The sequence below is a fragment of the Gilvimarinus sp. 2_MG-2023 genome (genome assembly GCF_030547685.1).
GTDB lineage: Bacteria > Pseudomonadota > Gammaproteobacteria > Pseudomonadales > Cellvibrionaceae > Gilvimarinus.
Genome location: NZ_JAUOQM010000018.1, coordinates 179,859 through 196,769 on the forward strand (window position 1 = coordinate 179,859; position 16,911 = coordinate 196,769).

Annotated in this window: 14 protein-coding genes; 11 read left to right on the plus strand and 3 right to left on the minus strand. The window is 51.0% G+C overall.

What is annotated here, in order from left to right; all coding sequences use genetic code 11:
* The first annotated feature begins 26 nt into the window (after positions 1 to 26).
* Positions 27 to 239 (plus strand): cold-shock protein, encoded by a 213-nt coding sequence (locus tag Q4526_RS03700; RefSeq protein WP_215975580.1) that lies wholly within the window; start codon positions 27 to 29, stop codon positions 237 to 239.
* A 168-nt stretch (positions 240 to 407) separates the two neighbouring features.
* On the opposite strand, the gene Q4526_RS03705 is transcribed toward Q4526_RS03700, so the two are convergent.
* Positions 408 to 1,460 (minus strand): CsiV family protein, encoded by a 1,053-nt coding sequence (locus tag Q4526_RS03705; protein WP_215975543.1) that lies wholly within the window; start codon positions 1,458 to 1,460, stop codon positions 408 to 410.
* Positions 1,461 to 1,789: 329 nt separating this feature from the next.
* Positions 1,790 to 5,242 carry a transcription-repair coupling factor gene (mfd, locus tag Q4526_RS03710; protein ID WP_215975544.1) on the minus strand — a complete coding sequence of 1,151 codons (3,453 nt, stop codon included), beginning with the start codon at positions 5,240 to 5,242 and terminating at the stop codon, positions 1,790 to 1,792.
* 408 nt (positions 5,243 to 5,650) lie between these two features.
* Here mfd and Q4526_RS03715 point away from each other — a divergent pair, with 408 nt between their 5' ends.
* The 10 genes from Q4526_RS03715 (at position 5,651) to Q4526_RS03760 (ending at position 15,666) form a co-directional block, all read left to right on the plus strand.
* Positions 5,651 to 6,994 carry a Na(+)-translocating NADH-quinone reductase subunit A gene (locus Q4526_RS03715; protein WP_215975545.1) on the plus strand — a complete coding sequence of 448 codons (1,344 nt, stop codon included), beginning with the start codon at positions 5,651 to 5,653 and terminating at the stop codon, positions 6,992 to 6,994.
* 3 nt (positions 6,995 to 6,997) lie between these two features.
* On the plus strand, positions 6,998 to 8,203 hold the full coding sequence (locus tag Q4526_RS03720) for an NADH:ubiquinone reductase (Na(+)-transporting) subunit B (RefSeq protein WP_215975546.1): 1,206 nt from the start codon (positions 6,998 to 7,000) through the stop codon (positions 8,201 to 8,203).
* A complete protein-coding gene (locus tag Q4526_RS03725) occupies positions 8,196 to 8,978 on the plus strand; it encodes a Na(+)-translocating NADH-quinone reductase subunit C (RefSeq protein WP_215975547.1) in 783 nt (260 codons plus the stop codon). The genes Q4526_RS03720 and Q4526_RS03725 overlap by 8 nt, the downstream gene beginning before the upstream one ends.
* A gap of 4 nt (positions 8,979 to 8,982) precedes the next feature.
* Positions 8,983 to 9,645: an NADH:ubiquinone reductase (Na(+)-transporting) subunit D gene (locus tag Q4526_RS03730; RefSeq protein ID WP_215975548.1), complete on the plus strand. Its 663-nt coding sequence runs from the start codon at positions 8,983 to 8,985 to the stop codon at positions 9,643 to 9,645.
* A 2-nt stretch (positions 9,646 to 9,647) separates the two neighbouring features.
* On the plus strand, positions 9,648 to 10,256 hold the full coding sequence (gene nqrE, locus Q4526_RS03735; RefSeq protein ID WP_215975549.1) for an NADH:ubiquinone reductase (Na(+)-transporting) subunit E: 609 nt from the start codon (positions 9,648 to 9,650) through the stop codon (positions 10,254 to 10,256).
* An 18-nt stretch (positions 10,257 to 10,274) separates the two neighbouring features.
* Positions 10,275 to 11,498: an NADH:ubiquinone reductase (Na(+)-transporting) subunit F gene (nqrF, locus tag Q4526_RS03740; RefSeq protein ID WP_215975550.1), complete on the plus strand. Its 1,224-nt coding sequence runs from the start codon at positions 10,275 to 10,277 to the stop codon at positions 11,496 to 11,498.
* Positions 11,499 to 11,504: 6 nt separating this feature from the next.
* Positions 11,505 to 12,572 (plus strand): FAD:protein FMN transferase, encoded by a 1,068-nt coding sequence (locus Q4526_RS03745; RefSeq protein ID WP_303609526.1) that lies wholly within the window; start codon positions 11,505 to 11,507, stop codon positions 12,570 to 12,572.
* Between the two features lie 33 nt (positions 12,573 to 12,605).
* A complete protein-coding gene (nqrM, locus tag Q4526_RS03750; RefSeq protein ID WP_215975551.1) occupies positions 12,606 to 12,848 on the plus strand; it encodes a (Na+)-NQR maturation NqrM in 243 nt (80 codons plus the stop codon).
* A gap of 98 nt (positions 12,849 to 12,946) precedes the next feature.
* Positions 12,947 to 14,347 (plus strand): Si-specific NAD(P)(+) transhydrogenase, encoded by a 1,401-nt coding sequence (gene sthA, locus Q4526_RS03755; RefSeq protein WP_215975552.1) that lies wholly within the window; start codon positions 12,947 to 12,949, stop codon positions 14,345 to 14,347.
* A gap of 137 nt (positions 14,348 to 14,484) precedes the next feature.
* A complete protein-coding gene (locus Q4526_RS03760) occupies positions 14,485 to 15,666 on the plus strand; it encodes a DEAD/DEAH box helicase (RefSeq protein WP_215975553.1) in 1,182 nt (393 codons plus the stop codon).
* Between the two features lie 77 nt (positions 15,667 to 15,743).
* Here Q4526_RS03760 and Q4526_RS03765 read toward each other — a convergent pair whose 3' ends face one another.
* A complete protein-coding gene (locus Q4526_RS03765; protein ID WP_215975554.1) occupies positions 15,744 to 16,850 on the minus strand; it encodes a GGDEF domain-containing protein in 1,107 nt (368 codons plus the stop codon).
* Between the last annotated feature and the right edge of the window lie 61 nt (positions 16,851 to 16,911).

Sequence of the window (16,911 nt, forward strand, 5' to 3'; positions counted from 1 at the left end):
TGAATAAAAATAATGAGGTTAGCAGTATGTCTGAGCGCTTATCCGGAACGGTAAAGTGGTTTAATAATGCCCGTGGTTACGGATTTATTACCCGTGGTGAAGAAAGCGAAGATGTGTTTGTGCACTATCGAAGTATTCGCGGTGAGGGATACCGGTCTTTAGCGGAAGGGCAAAACGTAGAATTCGCGGTACAAAAAGGCGACAAAGGCCTACAGGCGGACGACGTAGTACAGCTGTAAAGACAACTGTAAACACAGCTATAAAAGCACAGCTAATACGTACAATTTTAAGCTTTGATAGAGTACATCAAACAAAGCACTCAGATGCCAGCCGGCGATTTTAATTATCGCCGGCTGGCTTATTATTGATCTTCCTTATTCTTACGCGGCCGCCTTCTGTGGTGCCCTTTATTGTTGTACCGCACCTTCCTGTTGAGCCGCGCTTTCTGGCTCTGTTGCCTCCTCTTCGGGGGGCAATTCATAGGGCAGAATTTTGATCAATAAGCCGAGACGGGGATGGTCAAGGTAGTGAAGCTCGGTACTGCGCATACGGCGGCGTTGATCCAGCGTGTAGATTCGGCGCGGTATATAGGGGGCATCGAGAAAGTCGTTGAGCAGGGTGTCCAGCTCGCTGGATTGGGTCGACTCGCCGCTCATATTGTTTGCGCTAAACATAGTGTTATCTTGTCCAAAGCCTGACTGCGAGTGATTTAAATCCATGGCCGAGAGTGTGGCCTCAGAGGTAAATGCCTTGTGCAGTCGTTTTTCGGGGCTTTCCGGCAGAGATGGCCATTGGCGATGGCTCTGGCCTGTGTTGATCTGAAATTCGGTAAACCACAAGTCCGTGTGCATATGTAGGTAACGCGCAACGTTAATGTTGAGGCTGCCTTCTAATTCGCGGTGCTCACCATAACTTTCACCACCTTCAATAATGATCCACGGCGCCTGCGCCTTGCCTGTGACAAATTGACGCCAGGCCTCGTGAAATAAAACACGGTAACCCGGTTGAGCATTAATGCGGCGCTCCAGAGCATTGAGTTTGCGTGTGTCCTGCGGTAGGCGGTAGCGCTCACTGCGCGCCAAATCCACGGGTTCTACTGCATCAAGTCTGGCTTGTTGCTCGTCTTGTGATTGCCCCTGAGAGGTGTTGGTGTCTGCCGTTGGTAGATTCGTATCGTCGTTGTAATCCGTTGGCCGCTGTTCTTGAGGCGCTTGCTGAGCTTGTTCCAGCCGCTGTCGATAGTCGGCCTCAGGGTCTTTTAGCGCTTCCCAGTTGAGTGGGTAGTCCAGTGTGATGTCTTCAGGCCAGCGCTCATCACTGCTTAAAGGACGAGCAAAAACGATGACTTCGACTTCATACCAGCCTTCGTGCGGGGAGCTTTGCGCTAGGCCGGCATTGCTGCAAAACAATAATAAAGAGGATGAGATGGTACTCAGTAGCGGGGTAAAGATTGATTTCATGGGCAATTGCTTCCGTTGTCTGGTCGACAGTCTAGCGCTTATGGTTCGCTAAACGCTAGGGCCTGTTCACACTAATTGAGTACGACCTGTTGCGACTAAAAATTCACCAATCAAGGCGCGAGGAGAGATGTCTGGTTACTCCAAATGAAAGACGAGAAACGCAGAGTGGTGGTTTTTTAGCCACAACCCGAAGGGCTGGGGCCAGTTTTTCCTCTAGCGTTGTTGCCTCTCGTTTATTTGGAGTAACCAACAGTACTCACGGCGCCTAGCTGGAAGCAAAACTGGCTTCCAGCAGGTGGATTCTAGCAGCCTGTTAGAGTGAGCAGGCCCTAATTCGACTGTAAGGTTTCCAGTAAATCTGTGATGCGCTGCAGCCGCTCTTCAGGTTCCTCCATCGGAATTTTAAAGCTTAAGCCGCTGGCCCCGGCCAGAGAAAATACCTTTGGCTGCGCTTGCACCAGCTGCACAATTTTTAACGGGTCTACCTGTATGTCGGCACCAAACGCAATTTTGCCGCCCGAGGCAGAGGCCTCCAGTTTAGTGACCCCCATGGCCTCCGCCATCAGTTTAAGCTCGGTAACGCGCATTAAGTTCTTGGCCGGCTCAGGCAGTAGGCCAAAGCGGTCAATCATTTCAACTTGTAGCTCGCGCAAAGCCTCGCGGTTTTCGGCTCCGGCGATACGTTTATACAGCACCAAGCGGGTGTGTACATCCGGTAAATAATCATCCGGTATCAGCGCCGGAATACGCAGGTTTACATCAGTGTTGTCGGCTAAAGGGTGTTCAATATTAGGTTCTTTGCCAGCGCGCATGGCTTTAACCGCGCGGTCGAGCATATCCATATACATGGAAAAGCCCACAGTTTGAATCTGTCCGGATTGTTCGTCACCTAACAGTTCACCGGCGCCGCGAATTTCCATATCGTGAGTGGCGAGGGTAAAGCCTGCGCCCAGATCTTGCGCCGCGGCAATGGCTTCTAGCCGTTTCACTGAGTCGGCGGTCATGGCGCGCTTTTCCGGCGTTAATAAGTAGGCGTAAGCCTGGTGGTGGGAGCGACCTACGCGGCCGCGCAATTGGTGTAATTGGGCCAAACCAAATTTATCGGCGCGGTGAATAATGATGGTGTTGGCGCTCGGAATATCGATGCCAGTTTCAATAATGGTGGAGCACACCATGACATTGAAGCGCTTGTGGTAAAAGTCGGACATCACTTTTTCCAGCTCGCGTTCGCGCATTTGGCCGTGGCCTATGCCGATGCGCGCCTCGGGCACCAGCTCCTGCAGCGCTCGCGCTGTGCGCTCGATACTTTTCACCTCGTTGTGCAGGTAATACACCTGGCCGCCGCGCAAAATTTCGCGCAGTATCGCCTCCTTAATAACGGCGTCTTCATGTTGGCGTACAAAGGTTTTGACCGATAAGCGCCGCGCCGGGGGCGTGGCAATGATGGACAAATCGCGGATGCCTGCCATCGACATGTTCAGTGTGCGCGGAATAGGCGTGGCCGTCATGGCCAGCATATCGATCTCGGCGCGCAGCTTCTTTAATTGCTCCTTTTGACGGACACCAAAGCGGTGCTCTTCGTCGATAATCAACAGGCCCAAATCTTTGTATTTAATGTCTGGCTGAATAAGTTTGTGGGTGCCGACCACAATATCAACCTTACCTTCGGCCAGGCGCTTCTTAACCGCTTCAACGTCTTTGTTGGTGCGAAAGCGCGACATAACCTCAATGCTAAATGGCCAGCTGGCAAAGCGGTCTTTGAGGCTTTCATAGTGCTGCTGTGCGAGCAGGGTGGTGGGGGCAAGAATGGCCACCTGCTTGCCCGCGTGGGCGGCGACAAACGCCGCGCGCATGGCCACCTCTGTTTTGCCGAAGCCGACATCGCCGCACACCAGTCGGTCCATCGGCTGAGGGGCGAGCATATCGCGCACGACATTATCGATGGCCACCTGCTGGTCCGGTGTCTCTTCAAAGGGGAAGCCTGCTGAAAAGGTTAAATAATCGGCCTTGGGGTCGGTAAAGGCGTGGCCTTTGCGCGCCGCACGTCGCGCGTAAATATCCAGCAGCTCGGCGGCGGTATCGCGTACCTGCTCGGCGGCTTTGCGTTTGGCGCGGCTCCACTGCTCTGAGCCCAGTCGATGCAGTGGGGCGACGTTCTCATCGGCTCCGCTGTAGCGGCTAATTAAATGTAAACTGGTAACGGGCACGTAGAGTTTGGCCTCGTCGGCGTACTCCAACATTAAGAATTCGTTGGTCTCATTCTCAATCGTGATGGTCTCTAGGCCGCGATAGCGACCTACGCCGTGGTCGATGTGTACCACCGGCGCGCCCACTTGCAACTCGGTAAGGTTTTTGACCACATTGTCGGCATTGTCTTGGCTTTGTTTGCGGCGCCGTGTTTGTTGCACTCGCTCGCCAAATAACTGGCTTTCGGCAATTAGTGCGATGGCGGGGTCTTCAATGTAGAGCCCTTGATCAATGTCGCCCACGGTAATGGCGAGCTTGTCGCTGCCGTCGATAAACGCTTGCCAGTTTGGAACTTCTTTTGGTTGCAGGCGACTGCGCCCCAGTAATTCGAGCAGGGTTTCACGCCGGCCAGCGGATTCGGCGCAAAACAAAGCGCGGCCAGAGAATTCCATTAAAAAGGCTTCTAGCGCGGTTAACGGGTTCTCGCTTTGGGCGTTAACCGGCAGTGAGGGCGGCTCCGAGCAGGCGAAGTTGTCGCGACCCGCGCGGCTCTCGATAGCGTGGCTGCTCAAGTCGGTACGGCTGATTGCTTTGAGTGAGCCAAACAATTGTTCGTCGCGCAGGTAGATTTCTTCCGGAGCCAAGAGTGGCCGGGTATTGTCTACACGACGCGATTCAAAGCGGGCTGACAGCTCGGTCCAAAAGTGTTTTACGGCCGCATTAATGTCGCCGGTGGTATAGGCGACAGTGTTATTTGGCAAATAATCAAATAAGGTGCTGGTGTGATCGAAAAACAGCGGTAGATAGTATTCGATACCAGGGGGGGCAATACCGTCGCTGATATCGCGGTAAATTGAGCAGGCGGTGGGGTCAACGTCAAAGCGTTGGTGCCAGCGCTGCTTAAACGCACTAACCCCCTGTTTGTCGAGTGGGTACTCCCGCGCCGGCAGCAGCTCGATCTGCTCGATTTTATCTTCTGTGAGTTGGGTGTCGGGGTCGAAAGTACGCAGGCTGTCAATTTCATCGTCAAACAGGTCGATGCGCAGCGGCCATTCGCTGCCCATGGGGTAGAGGTCGATCAGAGAGCCGCGCACCGTGTACTCGCCATGCTCGTAAACGGTATCCACCGATCGGTAGCCCGCTTTGGTCAGGTTGGTGCGCAGGGTGTCCACATTCAACTGGTCGCCGACTTTAAGGTCAAGGCTTCCGGCCAGCAAATAGTCTGTGGGCATTAATCGCTGCATCAAGCTGGTGACTGGCACCACAAGAATGCCCTGTTTTACGCCGGGCAGCTTAAATAGGGTGCGCAAGCGCTCTGAAATAATGTCCTGGTGTGGGGAGATACTGTCGTAGGGCAGTGTCTCCCAGTCGGCCAGGTGCAGTATGTCGAGCTCGGGGCCGCTAAAGAAAGATAATTCGGATTCCAACCGCTGGGCGCTGGCAGTGTCGCTGGTAATGACTAAACTTAACCCTTGGTGCTCGCCTGCGGCGCGGGCCAAAGCGAGGGCAGAGGCGCTGCCGTGCAGCTTGCCCCACTGGCGTCTGTCGCCGGCTTTGGTAGAGATTTTCGGGTGCTGGGGGTTTAGTTCAGTCATAGTCGTGGATAGTTGCAGAAATCAGGCGCGATTGTACCTGTTTTTGCTTCAACCTGTAGTCGGTGGTGCAATCCTTGGCCAATTTCGCCGGCCGACAAGACTTTGCTGAGTAAATTTGTGCCTATATGCTGGCCTTTGTCGGCGTCGATCTTTATAATTGCCGCGATTTTTAAGCTGGTGGGGCAAGTTGCGCCCGAATTTCGCCACTCGTATTGGTGAGTTGGGTAAATGCCTGAGAAATAGCAAATTGATCCTCTGGACGGCATTATTAATGCTGCCAGATTAGTCTTGCCAGATACCGATAAAGCTTCAATGCAATAGAAGCCGCTGGTACAACACCAGCACAGCACACTGCGGCTCCATTGAGTCGTGCTACATATTAATCCAACGAGTGATTAGGTCAGACGTATGATAAAGATTCGTCGGGGATTGGATTTACCTATATCCGGTGCGCCCGAGCAGGCTATCAAGGACGGGCCAGCTGCCCGTACCGTGGCAGTCATCGGCCCAGATTATCACGGCATGAAGCCAACTATGGCGGTAGCCGTGGGTGATAAGGTCAAGCTTGGACAGTTACTGTTTACCGATAAAAAAACCGAAGGGGTTCGCTATACCGCTCCAGCATCGGGTACTGTTGCCGCGATTAATCGTGGTGAGCGCCGCATGCTGCAAACTGTCGTCATTGACGTCGAGGGTGATGCGGCCGAATCCTATCAAGCTTACAGCGATGCTGAGCTGCAACAAGCCGACGGCCAAGCCGTTCGCGATCAGCTCAATCAGTCCGGTCTATGGACCGCACTGCGTACACGCCCTTACAGCAAGGTGCCTGCGCTGGACGCCAAACCAAACTCTATCTTTGTCACAGCGATTGATACCAATCCTCTGGCAGCGAACCCTGAGGTTGTGCTCAAGGGGCAGGAAGCAGCTTTTAAACAAGGCCTGCAAGTTCTGACCAAATTGACCGACGGCAAGGTATTCGTCTGTAAAGCACAGGGCGCTGATATTCCAGCCGCGGATGGTGGTCAAATTCAGCTTGCCGAGTTCGGCGGTGTGCACCCAGCAGGTAACGCGGGTACGCATATTCACCACCTGGACCCGGTCAAAGCCGATAAGTTTGTCTGGACCATTAACTACCAAGATGTTGTTGCTTTCGGTGTGCTGTTTAGCGAAGGCCGCATCGAAACCTCTCGGGTAGTGGCTCTAGGCGGACCACAAGTTGAGGCTCCGGCACTGGTACGCACCCGTATAGGGGCCAACCTCGAAGAGCTGACCGCCGGCGCACTCAAAGGCGGCAACAATCGTCTTATTTCCGGTTCGGTATTTGGTGGTCGCACCGCTCGTGGGCCCTACGCCTACCTGGGTCGCTATCATCAGCAGGTCAGTGTGCTGAGCGAAGGGGACGACCGCCCCATGCTGCACTATCTGCGCGCCGGTACCAATTACTTCTCGGTATTGAATCTGTATTTGTCCAAACTGATGCCGTCCAAGCGCTTCAACTTCACGACCACCACTATGGGTAGTGAGCGCGCTATGGTGCCTGTGGGCTCGTACGAGAAAGTAATGCCGCTGGATATTCTGCCTACGCAACTGCTGCGTGCGCTGATTGTTGGTGACACAGATACTGCTCAAAAATTGGGTTGTTTGGAGCTGGAAGAAGAAGATCTGGCTCTGTGTACTTTTGTCTGCCCGGGTAAGTACGAATACGGCCCGATTCTGCGCGACAATCTCACCCGAATTGAGCTGGAGGGTTAAGGGATGAAAGCATTGCGTAATTTCCTCGACAAAATCGAACCGAACTTTCATAAAGGCGGTAAGCTAGAAAAGTGGTACTCGCTGTTTGAGGCGATTGATACCGGCTTATTCCGACCTTCGGATGTCACCAAAACTACCAGCCATGTGCGCGACGGGATTGACCTCAAGCGTATGATGATCACGGTGTGGGCCTGTACTTTTCCCGCCATGTTCTTCGGCATGTACAACGTTGGTCATCAGGCCAATGAAATTTTGGCGCAAATGGGCTCCGGTGCCGGTGAAGGCTGGCGTATTGCCCTGATCAGTCTCGTAGCAGGTTTCGACCCCAACAGCATTTGGGATTGTTTGGTGCACGGCGCCGCTTACTTCCTGCCTATTTATGCGGTCGTGTTTATTGTCGGCGGTTTTTGGGAGGTGTTGTTTGCTTCTATCCGTGGTCACGAGGTGAATGAAGGTTTCTTTGTAACCTCTGTGCTGTTCGCGCTTATTTGCCCGCCCGATTTACCCCTGCTTTACGCCGCTCTCGGTATTAGCTTTGGTGTGGTGCTGGGTAAAGAAGTGTTCGGTGGTACCGGCAAAAACTTCTTAAACCCGGCGTTAACCGGTCGTGCCTTCTTGTTCTTCGCCTATGCTCCGGCTATGTCGGGCGATGCAGTTTGGACCACGGTTGACGGCTACACCGGCGCCACTGCGCTGTCGCTGGCCGCGCAAGGTGGTATGGACGCCATTGCTGGTCAAATGACTTGGATGGATGCCTTCTTGGGTAATATTCAAGGCAGTATCGGTGAGACTTCAACCTTGGCAATTTTTATCGGTGGCGCTGTGCTGCTGGTGATGGGTATTGCTTCCTGGCGCATTGTGCTGGGCGTTATGCTGGGTATGATTGCCACCGCGTTGATATGTAACCTGTTTGGGGATGCCGCTGGCAATCCGGCCATGGGGCTACCCTGGTACTGGCATTTGGTCATCGGCGGCTTTGCCTTCGGTATGATCTTTATGGCGACGGACCCTGTGTCGGCGGCAATGACCAACACGGGTAAATATTGGTTTGGTGCTTTAATTGGTTTTATGGTGGTCATCATTCGCGTAGTAAACCCTGCCTTCCCCGAAGGCATGATGTTGGCGATATTGTTTGCCAACTTGTTTGCACCGCTGATCGATTACTTTGTGGTTGAAGCAAATATTAAGCGGAGGTTGGCGCGTGGCTAGTAATGATTCCATCAAAAAGACGCTCATAGTAACGATTTTACTGTGTATCGTCTGTTCGGTGGTGGTCTCTACCGCTGCCGTTCTCCTGCGCCCTGTGCAGGAAAAAAACAAGTCGCTGGACTTTAAACGCAATATCCTGGCCGCGGCCGGCCTTGCGGATGAAGCCAGCAGTCAAGGTGTTGAAGTCGTCTTTAGCGACCGGGTTAAAACCCGTGCGGTTAATTTTGACAAAGGTACCTTCACCGACGAAGTGGCTGTTGCCGAATACGATCAGCGCAAAGCGTCGAAAGACCCTGCGCGCTCAGAAGACTTAACGGCCGATCAAGACCTTGCCAAAATTGGCAGTCGTGAAAACATTGGCCTGGTGTATATGATCGAAGGCGACAGCGGGCTCGAAACCTTAGTGCTGCCTATTCGCGGTTACGGTCTGTGGTCAACCCTGTACGGCTTTATGGCGTTGGACTCGGATCTGAATACCGTAGTGGGTTTGGGCTTCTACGAGCACGGCGAAACTCCGGGGCTGGGTGGCGAAGTTGATAATCCCGCCTGGAAAGCACTGTGGGAAGGCAAAGAAGTCTACGGCGACGATGGTGATGCTCAACTGAATGTGATTAAAGGCATGGTTGACGCCAACACACCAAACGCGGAGCACAAGGTCGATGGTCTGTCAGGTGCTACTTTGACAAGTCGCGGCGTCGGTAATTTGGTTCAGTTTTGGCTGGGTGAAAACGGTTATAAAACTTTCCTCGCCAACTTGAAAAAAGGGGAGGCCTAATACCATGAAAGTAAAAGAGCTTTTATTTGCCCCGGTATTTTCCAACAACCCCATTGCACTGCAGATTCTCGGTATCTGTTCGGCCCTGGCGGTAACCAGTAAATTGTCTGTGACCTTGGTGATGTGTATCGCACTGACCTCGGTAACAGCTTTTTCGAACTTATTTGTTTCATTGGTGCGTAACCACGCGCCGGGCAACATTCGTATCATCGTGCAAATGACCATTATCGCCTCGCTGGTGATTGTGGTGGACGAAGTGCTAAAAGCCTACGCTTACGAAATCAGTAAGCAGTTGTCGGTATTTGTTGGTTTGATTATTACCAACTGTATCGTAATGGGTCGCGCCGAAGCCTTTGCCATGAAAAACCCACCGCTTGCCAGCTTCTTTGATGGGGTCGGTAATGGTTTGGGTTACAGCGCTATTTTGATTGCGCTGGCGGTGATTCGTGAATTGTTCGGTTCCGGTAGCCTGCTGGGCCATCAAATCTTGCCTCTGGCCACCGAAGGTGGTTGGTACACGCCCAACGGCCTGTTATTGATGCCACCAAGTGCGTTCTTCTTGATCGGTTTATTTATTTGGGGCATTCGTGTCTGGAAAAAAGATCAAATTGAAGCGCCGGATTACAAAATGGCACCTAACACTAAGCCGCAAGCGCAGGAGGTCTGATCGTGGAAGCGTATTTAAGTTTATTTGTTCGGTCGATTTTTATCGACAACATCGCTCTGGCGTTCTTCCTGGGGATGTGTACCTTTCTGGCGATCTCGAAGAAAATCGGGGCGGCATTCGGACTGGGTATCGCGGTTGTTGTGGTACAGGTTATTACCGTACCGGTTAACAACTTGCTGTATAACTTCGTATTGGCCGACGGCGCACTGGCGTGGGCCGGCCTGCCGGATGTGGACCTGAGCTTCTTGGGTTTGATTACCTACATCGGTGTTATTGCCGCGTTGGTGCAAATTCTGGAAATGATTCTGGATAAATACTTCCCGGCGCTATACAACGCGTTGGGTGTATTCTTACCGCTGATTACAGTGAACTGCGCCATTTTGGGTGGTTCATTGTTGATGGTACAGCGCGATTACGATTTTGGTGAAAGTGTCGTGTTTGGTGCAGGCTCCGGTGTGGGCTGGGCATTGGCTATTACCGCTTTGGCTGGTATTCGCGAAAAAATGAAGTACTCCGATGTACCTGAAGGTCTGCGCGGCCTGGGTATTACATTCATTACCGTTGGTCTGATGTCGCTGGGCTTCATGTCCTTCGGCGGTATTGATCTGTAATCAGCGAGGAATCACATTTTGAATATTGAGATTATTCTTGGCGTTGTGATGTTCACCGTTATTGTACTGGCCCTGGTGTTTGTGATCCTGGGTGCGCGTGCGAAGTTGGTATCATCCGGCGATGTTAATATTGTCATTAATGACGAAAAAACACTGACCGTACCTGCCGGTGGCAAATTGTTGCAAACGCTGTCTGGCGCTGGCTTGTTCTTGCCTTCAGCCTGTGGCGGCGGCGGTACCTGTGCCCAGTGTCGCTGTGTGGTCAAAGAAGGTGGCGGCTCTATGCTGCCTACCGAAGAGAGCCATTTCACCAAGCGTGAAGCCAATGAAGGCTGGCGTTTGTCTTGTCAGGCGCCGGTCAAGCAAGACATGAAAGTGGAAGTGCCTGAAGATGTCTTCGGTGTTAAGCAGTGGGAGTGTACCGTTGAGTCAAACCCCAATGTGGCGACCTTTATTAAAGAGCTGACGCTAAAATTGCCCGAAGGCGAAAACGTCGACTTCCGTGCCGGTGGTTACGTTCAGTTAGAATGTCCTCCTTACGATATTAATTTTTCTGACTTTGATATCGAAGAGCAATTCCGCGGTGACTGGGAGCGTTTCGGTTTCTTTAACTTAAAAGCTAAAAGCACTGAAACCGTTCAGCGTGCCTACTCAATGGCGAACTACCCAGAAGAAAAAGGTCTGGTTAAGTTCAACATTCGTATTGCTACGCCACCTCCAGGCTCGAAAGACATTCAACCGGGCGTTATGTCCACTTATGTCTTCAATCTGAAGCCGGGTGACAAAATCACTGTATTCGGTCCGTTTGGTGAGTTCTTCGCCAAAGACACTGACGCGGAAATGGTGTTCGTTGGTGGTGGTGCGGGTATGGCGCCAATGCGTTCGCACATTTTTGATCAGCTTAAGCGCTTAAACAGTAAGCGTAAAATTTCATTCTGGTACGGCGCTCGCTCTTTGAAAGAGCTGTTTTACCAAGATGAATACGACATGCTGGCCAATGAGAACGACAACTTCACTTGGCATGTGGCCATGTCTGACCCACAGCCTGAAGATAACTGGGAAGGCCTGACCGGCTTTATCCACAATGTTCTGTTTGAAGAATATTTGAAGGATCACCCAGCCCCGGAAGATTGTGAGTTCTATATGTGTGGGCCTCCGATGATGAATGCTGCGGTTATTAAACTGTTGCAAGACCTCGGTGTTGAAGAAGAAAACATTATGCTTGATGACTTTGGTGGCTAAACAAAGGTGATAAATCAAGTAATCATGTTTGCCTACAACGCAATGACAAAAACGAGGCTGGTGTTACTAGCCTCGTTTTTGTTTGTGGGATTGTGTATTGCCGGCTGCGAGCGAGCGCCTGAGTATGAGGTCGCCAAATTCAGCGGGCGTACTATGGGCACCAGTTATCACATCACCCTGGTGGGGCAGGCAAACACTCCTTTGGGGGTTGATGTTAATGCGCTGCAAGATCAGGTAGATGAGCAGCTGCAGTACATCAACCAGTTAATGTCCACCTACATTCCCGACTCGCAGTTAATGCGTTTTAATGACGCCGAGGCTGGGCAGTGGGTGGATCTGTCTTCTCCCTTGCTGGAAGTGCTAGCGATCAGTCAGGACATCAGTGAAGCCAGCGATGGCGCTTTTGATGTAACTGTGGGCCCACTGGTTAATTTATGGGGCTTTGGGCCGCAAATGCAGCCGGAAGTCGTCCCAAGTGAAGAGGAGCTAGCCGCAGCTCAAGCATTAACCGGTTACCAGAAGCTTGAGCTAAATGGCAATCAAGCGCGCCGAAGCGCGCCAATTTTTGTCGACTTGTCCGCCGTGGCCAAGGGCTATGGTGTAGACTGGATAGTACGAGAGCTGGTTGAGCAGGGTATTGCCAGCTTTATGGTGGAAATAGGAGGCGAAGTACGCGTTAAGGGCCACAGCCCGCGAGGCTCGAAGTGGCGCATTGCGGTTGAACAGCCCAGCATGTTGACAGGCTCGGTAGCTAAAGCCATCAGCTTGAGTGACCACGCTATTGCCACCTCTGGCGACTACCGCAATTATTTTGAGGTTGATGGGATGCGTTACTCACACACCATTGACCCTGTCACCGGCAAACCCATCAATCACAAGCTAGTATCGGTAACGGTTGTCGCCGATACGGCCGCTCGTGCTGACGCCTGGGCCACCGCACTGAATGTGCTGGGGCCGGAGCAAGGCATGCAACTGGCCGAGGCGGAAAAACTTGCCGTCTATATGATTGTCAAAGACGGTGACGGCTTTACCGAGTCGCAATCCAGTCATTTTTCTCAGTTCACGGGCCCTTGAGGCCCGGAACGAACGTTTAAAAGAGGTGCTCGTATGGGTACATTTTTAGTGGCCTTCTTCGCCATGTTGCTGATTATCAGCGCCATGGCTATCGGCGTTATTTTTGGTCGTAAACCCCTGACAGGCTCCTGCGGAGGGGTTGGAGACGCATTGGGTGAGAAAGATTACACCTGCGAGTTATGCGGTGGCGATGAGAAAAAATGCGAAGAGATTAAAAGCGGTGAAACCCCGCAAAATGGTCATTTAGCCGTTAATGCGGCGGACAAAAAGCAGTAACCCGTCAGAGGTTGTGCCCCACCTGCGGGCAAACAAAAGCTGCTAAAAGCGAGAGAGCTCACTGCGCCTGAGGGCGCCATTCAGGAAGGGGATACCGAGTGTCACAATATACCTTTGATGTACTGATTATTGGTTCGGGGCCTGCGGGCGAAAGTGCGGCCATGGCATCGGCCAAGGCCGGTAAGCGGGTGGCGGTGATAGAGGGACGTGCGTTAGTGGGGGGCAACTGTGCCCACAAAGGCACCATACCGTCAAAGTCGCTGCGCCATATGGTCAAGCAAATTATTCAGTTTAAAACCAGCACTTTGTTTCGCGAGATTGGCGAAACCTGGCGTTTAACTTACCCCAGAGTTTTGGCTTCTGCCAGCGCGGTTATCCCCAAACAAGTAGAGCTACACACCGACTTTTACATTCGCAATCGCGTGAAGCTCTTTTCGGGCTTTGCTCACTTTATCGACGCCCACACCGTGGCTATCGACCTATTGGACGGCGCGCGCGAAGAAGTGGTCACCGCCGATAAAGTGATTATCGCTACCGGTTCGCGCCCTTATCAGCCGGCCGATATCGATTTTACCCAGGCACGGATTTACGATTCCGATTCGGTGTTGGAAATGCAGCACACCCCGCGCCATTTAATTATTTACGGGGCCGGTGTTATCGGCTGTGAGTACGCCTCTATTTTCTCGGGTTTAGGTGTTAAGGTCGATTTAATCAACAACCGCGACCGTTTATTGTCCTTCCTCGATGACGAAATCTCCGATGCCTTAAGTTATCACCTGCGCGATAACGGTGTACGGGTACGCCACAGCGAAACCTACGAAAAAATCGAAGCGAACGAACACAGCGTGACCGTTAAACTGCAGTCGGGCAAGCGAATTACCGCCGATGCCATCCTGTGGTGTAATGGCCGCAGTGGCAATACCGACAACCTCAATCTGGAAGCCATTGGGCTGGAGCCGGATCATCGCGGTAATTTGAAGGTGAATGAACAGTACCAAACCGATGTAGACAATGTTTACGCTGTGGGCGATGTGGTTGGTTGGCCTAGTTTGGCCAGCGCTTCATTTGACCAAGGCCGGGCGTTGGCGGCGGTTATTCTTGGCAAAGAATGCACAAAAATGTCCGAAGTGCCTACCGGTATTTACACCTTGCCGGAAATTAGCTCGGTGGGTAAAACCGAAAGCGAACTGACAGAAGCCAAAGTACCTTATGAAGTGGGCCGTTGCCTGTTTAAAAACACCGCACGCGGGCAAATCAGCGGCGAAGATGCCGGGATGCTTAAATTGCTCTTTCATGTGGATACCGGTGAGCTGTTGGGCGTGCATTGCTTTGGCGCAGAAGCCGCCGAAATTGTCCACATCGGTCAGGCGATTATGTCGCAAGCCAATGGGGGTAATACGATTAACTTCTTTTTAAACACCACTTTTAATTACCCCACCATGGCGGAGGCCTATCGCTTGGCCGCCTTGGATGGGACCAATCGGATTAATCGTCGGTAAACTTGAGTGTTGGCGGCCCCTTTGGGGCCGTTTTAGCTATTGCTTAGCTTTATCATCAGCTATCAAACTTTCCAGTCAATTATTGTCCTCTGTCGCTCATTGAGCACTCTCTATTTATAGGTTATTAAAGGGGTTATATGCCATTTACAGCGCTTGGTTTAAGTGAGTCATTGGTGCGAGCCATTGCCGAGCAGGGCTATGAATCCCCTACACCGATTCAAGAGAAAGCCATTCCTGTTGTACTTTCAGGGAAAGACTTGATCGCTACAGCACAAACCGGTACGGGTAAAACAGCGAGTTTTGTATTGCCTATTATCGAGCGACTTGCCGGTCGTAAGTTGCGGGGCAAGCGTATTCGCGCGTTAGTCTTAGTGCCGACTCGCGAGCTGGCTGTACAGGTGGCTGAGAATATATCCCGCTATGCAAAATATTCAAATATCAGCTATTTAGCGATGTATGGCGGCAGTGAAATTGCCTTGCATAAACGACAGTTGATTGATGGTGTGGATATTGTTGTGGCAACACCCGGTAGGTTGTTGGATATGGCTCATCAGCGAGCATTACACTTTGATGAGCTCGAGTGTCTGGTGTTGGATGAAGCCGATCGTATGCTCGACATGGGTTTTATCGGTGATATTAACAAGATCATCGAGCGCTTACCTGAGGAGCGCCAAAACTTATTGTTTTCTGCCACTATCTCGCCACAGGTTAAGCAGCTCGTTAAAACCACGATTCATCATGCGGTAGAAATACTGCTGGCCGGCAGTGACGTTAATAAGCCTGATATTTCGCAATGGTTAGTAACCGTTGATAAGGATAAAAAATCAGCGTTGTTGAGTCATCTTATTCAGACCCATCAATGGCAGCAGGCGCTTATATTTATTCGTACTAAACATGGGGCGGTGAAGTTGGTCGAACAGTTGGCCAAACGTGGCATTGTTGCCGACTATATTCATGGTGATCGCAGTCAGGTGGTTCGCATGCAAATTCTGGATGACTTTAAATCGGGTAAGTGCGGCTTGCTGGTTGCTACGGGTGTGGCGGCTAGGGGGCTGGATATTGATGACTTAGATCGTGTTGTTAATTACGATTTGCCCAATGAAATAGATGAATATATTCACCGCATAGGGCGAACAGGCCGAGCGGGTGCAAAAGGCGAGGCTGTTTCATTGGTGTCTAAAGATGATTTTAAGACGCTTTGTAGTATTGAGAGTCGATTGGGGCATATTATTGAACGCCGAGATTTAGAAGAGTTCGCACCCAGAAAAGTTGTGCCCATTTCTATTTTAAACTATGTGCCAAAAAGCAAACGTACTTAAACTAACCGCCGCTAAAATATTTACCCCAATCCAAAAACTGTTGGATTAAACGCGGCAGTTATCAATACCACTATTGGCTATGGTGCATACACGGTCGTGTTTCGGCCTTTTTCTTTGGCCTGGTAAAGTGCTTTATCTGCTCTAGAGAGCATGTCTGATTGCCTATCATTTTCTTTAAATAATGTTGTTCCTATGCTGATTGTCACCTTATCAGCTTCACTAAAATCTGTGTTGGCAATGTTTTCTCGCAGCTTTTCGGCGAGTGTGATTAATTGGTGCTGGTTTGTTTCAATGGCAATAACAATAAATTCTTCGCCACCCCAGCGAATAAGTGTGTCATTGCCGCGTATGGAGCGCGACAGTTCTTGTGCAATGGTCTTGAGGGTGACATCACCCACGTCATGGCCATAGGAGTCGTTGATGTTTTTAAAATAATCCACATCAATGATTAGCAAACCAAACGTGTTCTTATAACGAAGACCGCGTTCAATTTCTTGAGCGAGTATGATGTTGAGCTGATGGCGGTTATACACTCCGGTGAGTGGGTCGGTAATGGCTAAATCTTTCAGTGCTTGCTGGCTGATAAACATTTGCTTGCGTGTTCGGTCAAAGATCAACGCTCCCAGAAATCCAAATGAAAAGCTACAAAACACCCAAAAAACATACATTACATAGACATCTTTCGACTCAATATAATAAAAAGCGGAAGCAAGTAAAATAATTGTGGCGCAGATCGCGCTGACTAGGGCGTACCGAAAAGTCATGCCCGAGGCAATAAAAATCCAAAAGATACCAAGATAGCCTTCGGGTACATACATGGAGGTGTTGCCCAACTTACTGGCAATATAGGCGTGGCCCGATATGCTAATGATTGGAAAAATAGCGAGTGCTAGCATGACATATTTATAATAGCGCTGTTTGTAGGCAAAATAGCTGATAAACAGCAATAAAGGTATAACCGTTGAGAAGTGAAACTTCATCATTAAGGTTTGAATGTGCGCCGGTGCCCAAGACTTATCAATTAAGGTAAACAACACATACAGTATGGCCGTTAAAAAGCTAATGGCCGATATTTGAACTTGCCGTGAAGGCTGATCCCATTCGGCATATCGCTCATAAAAAGATGGCGTGTGGCGGCCTTTAGTGAGGTCAAATGGTGAAATAAGCTGAAGTAAATTCTGCATATTAAGCGTTGTGCTCCAGCAAAGGCAGATGGCTGTTGGGGGCCATTCATACGTTAGGTTG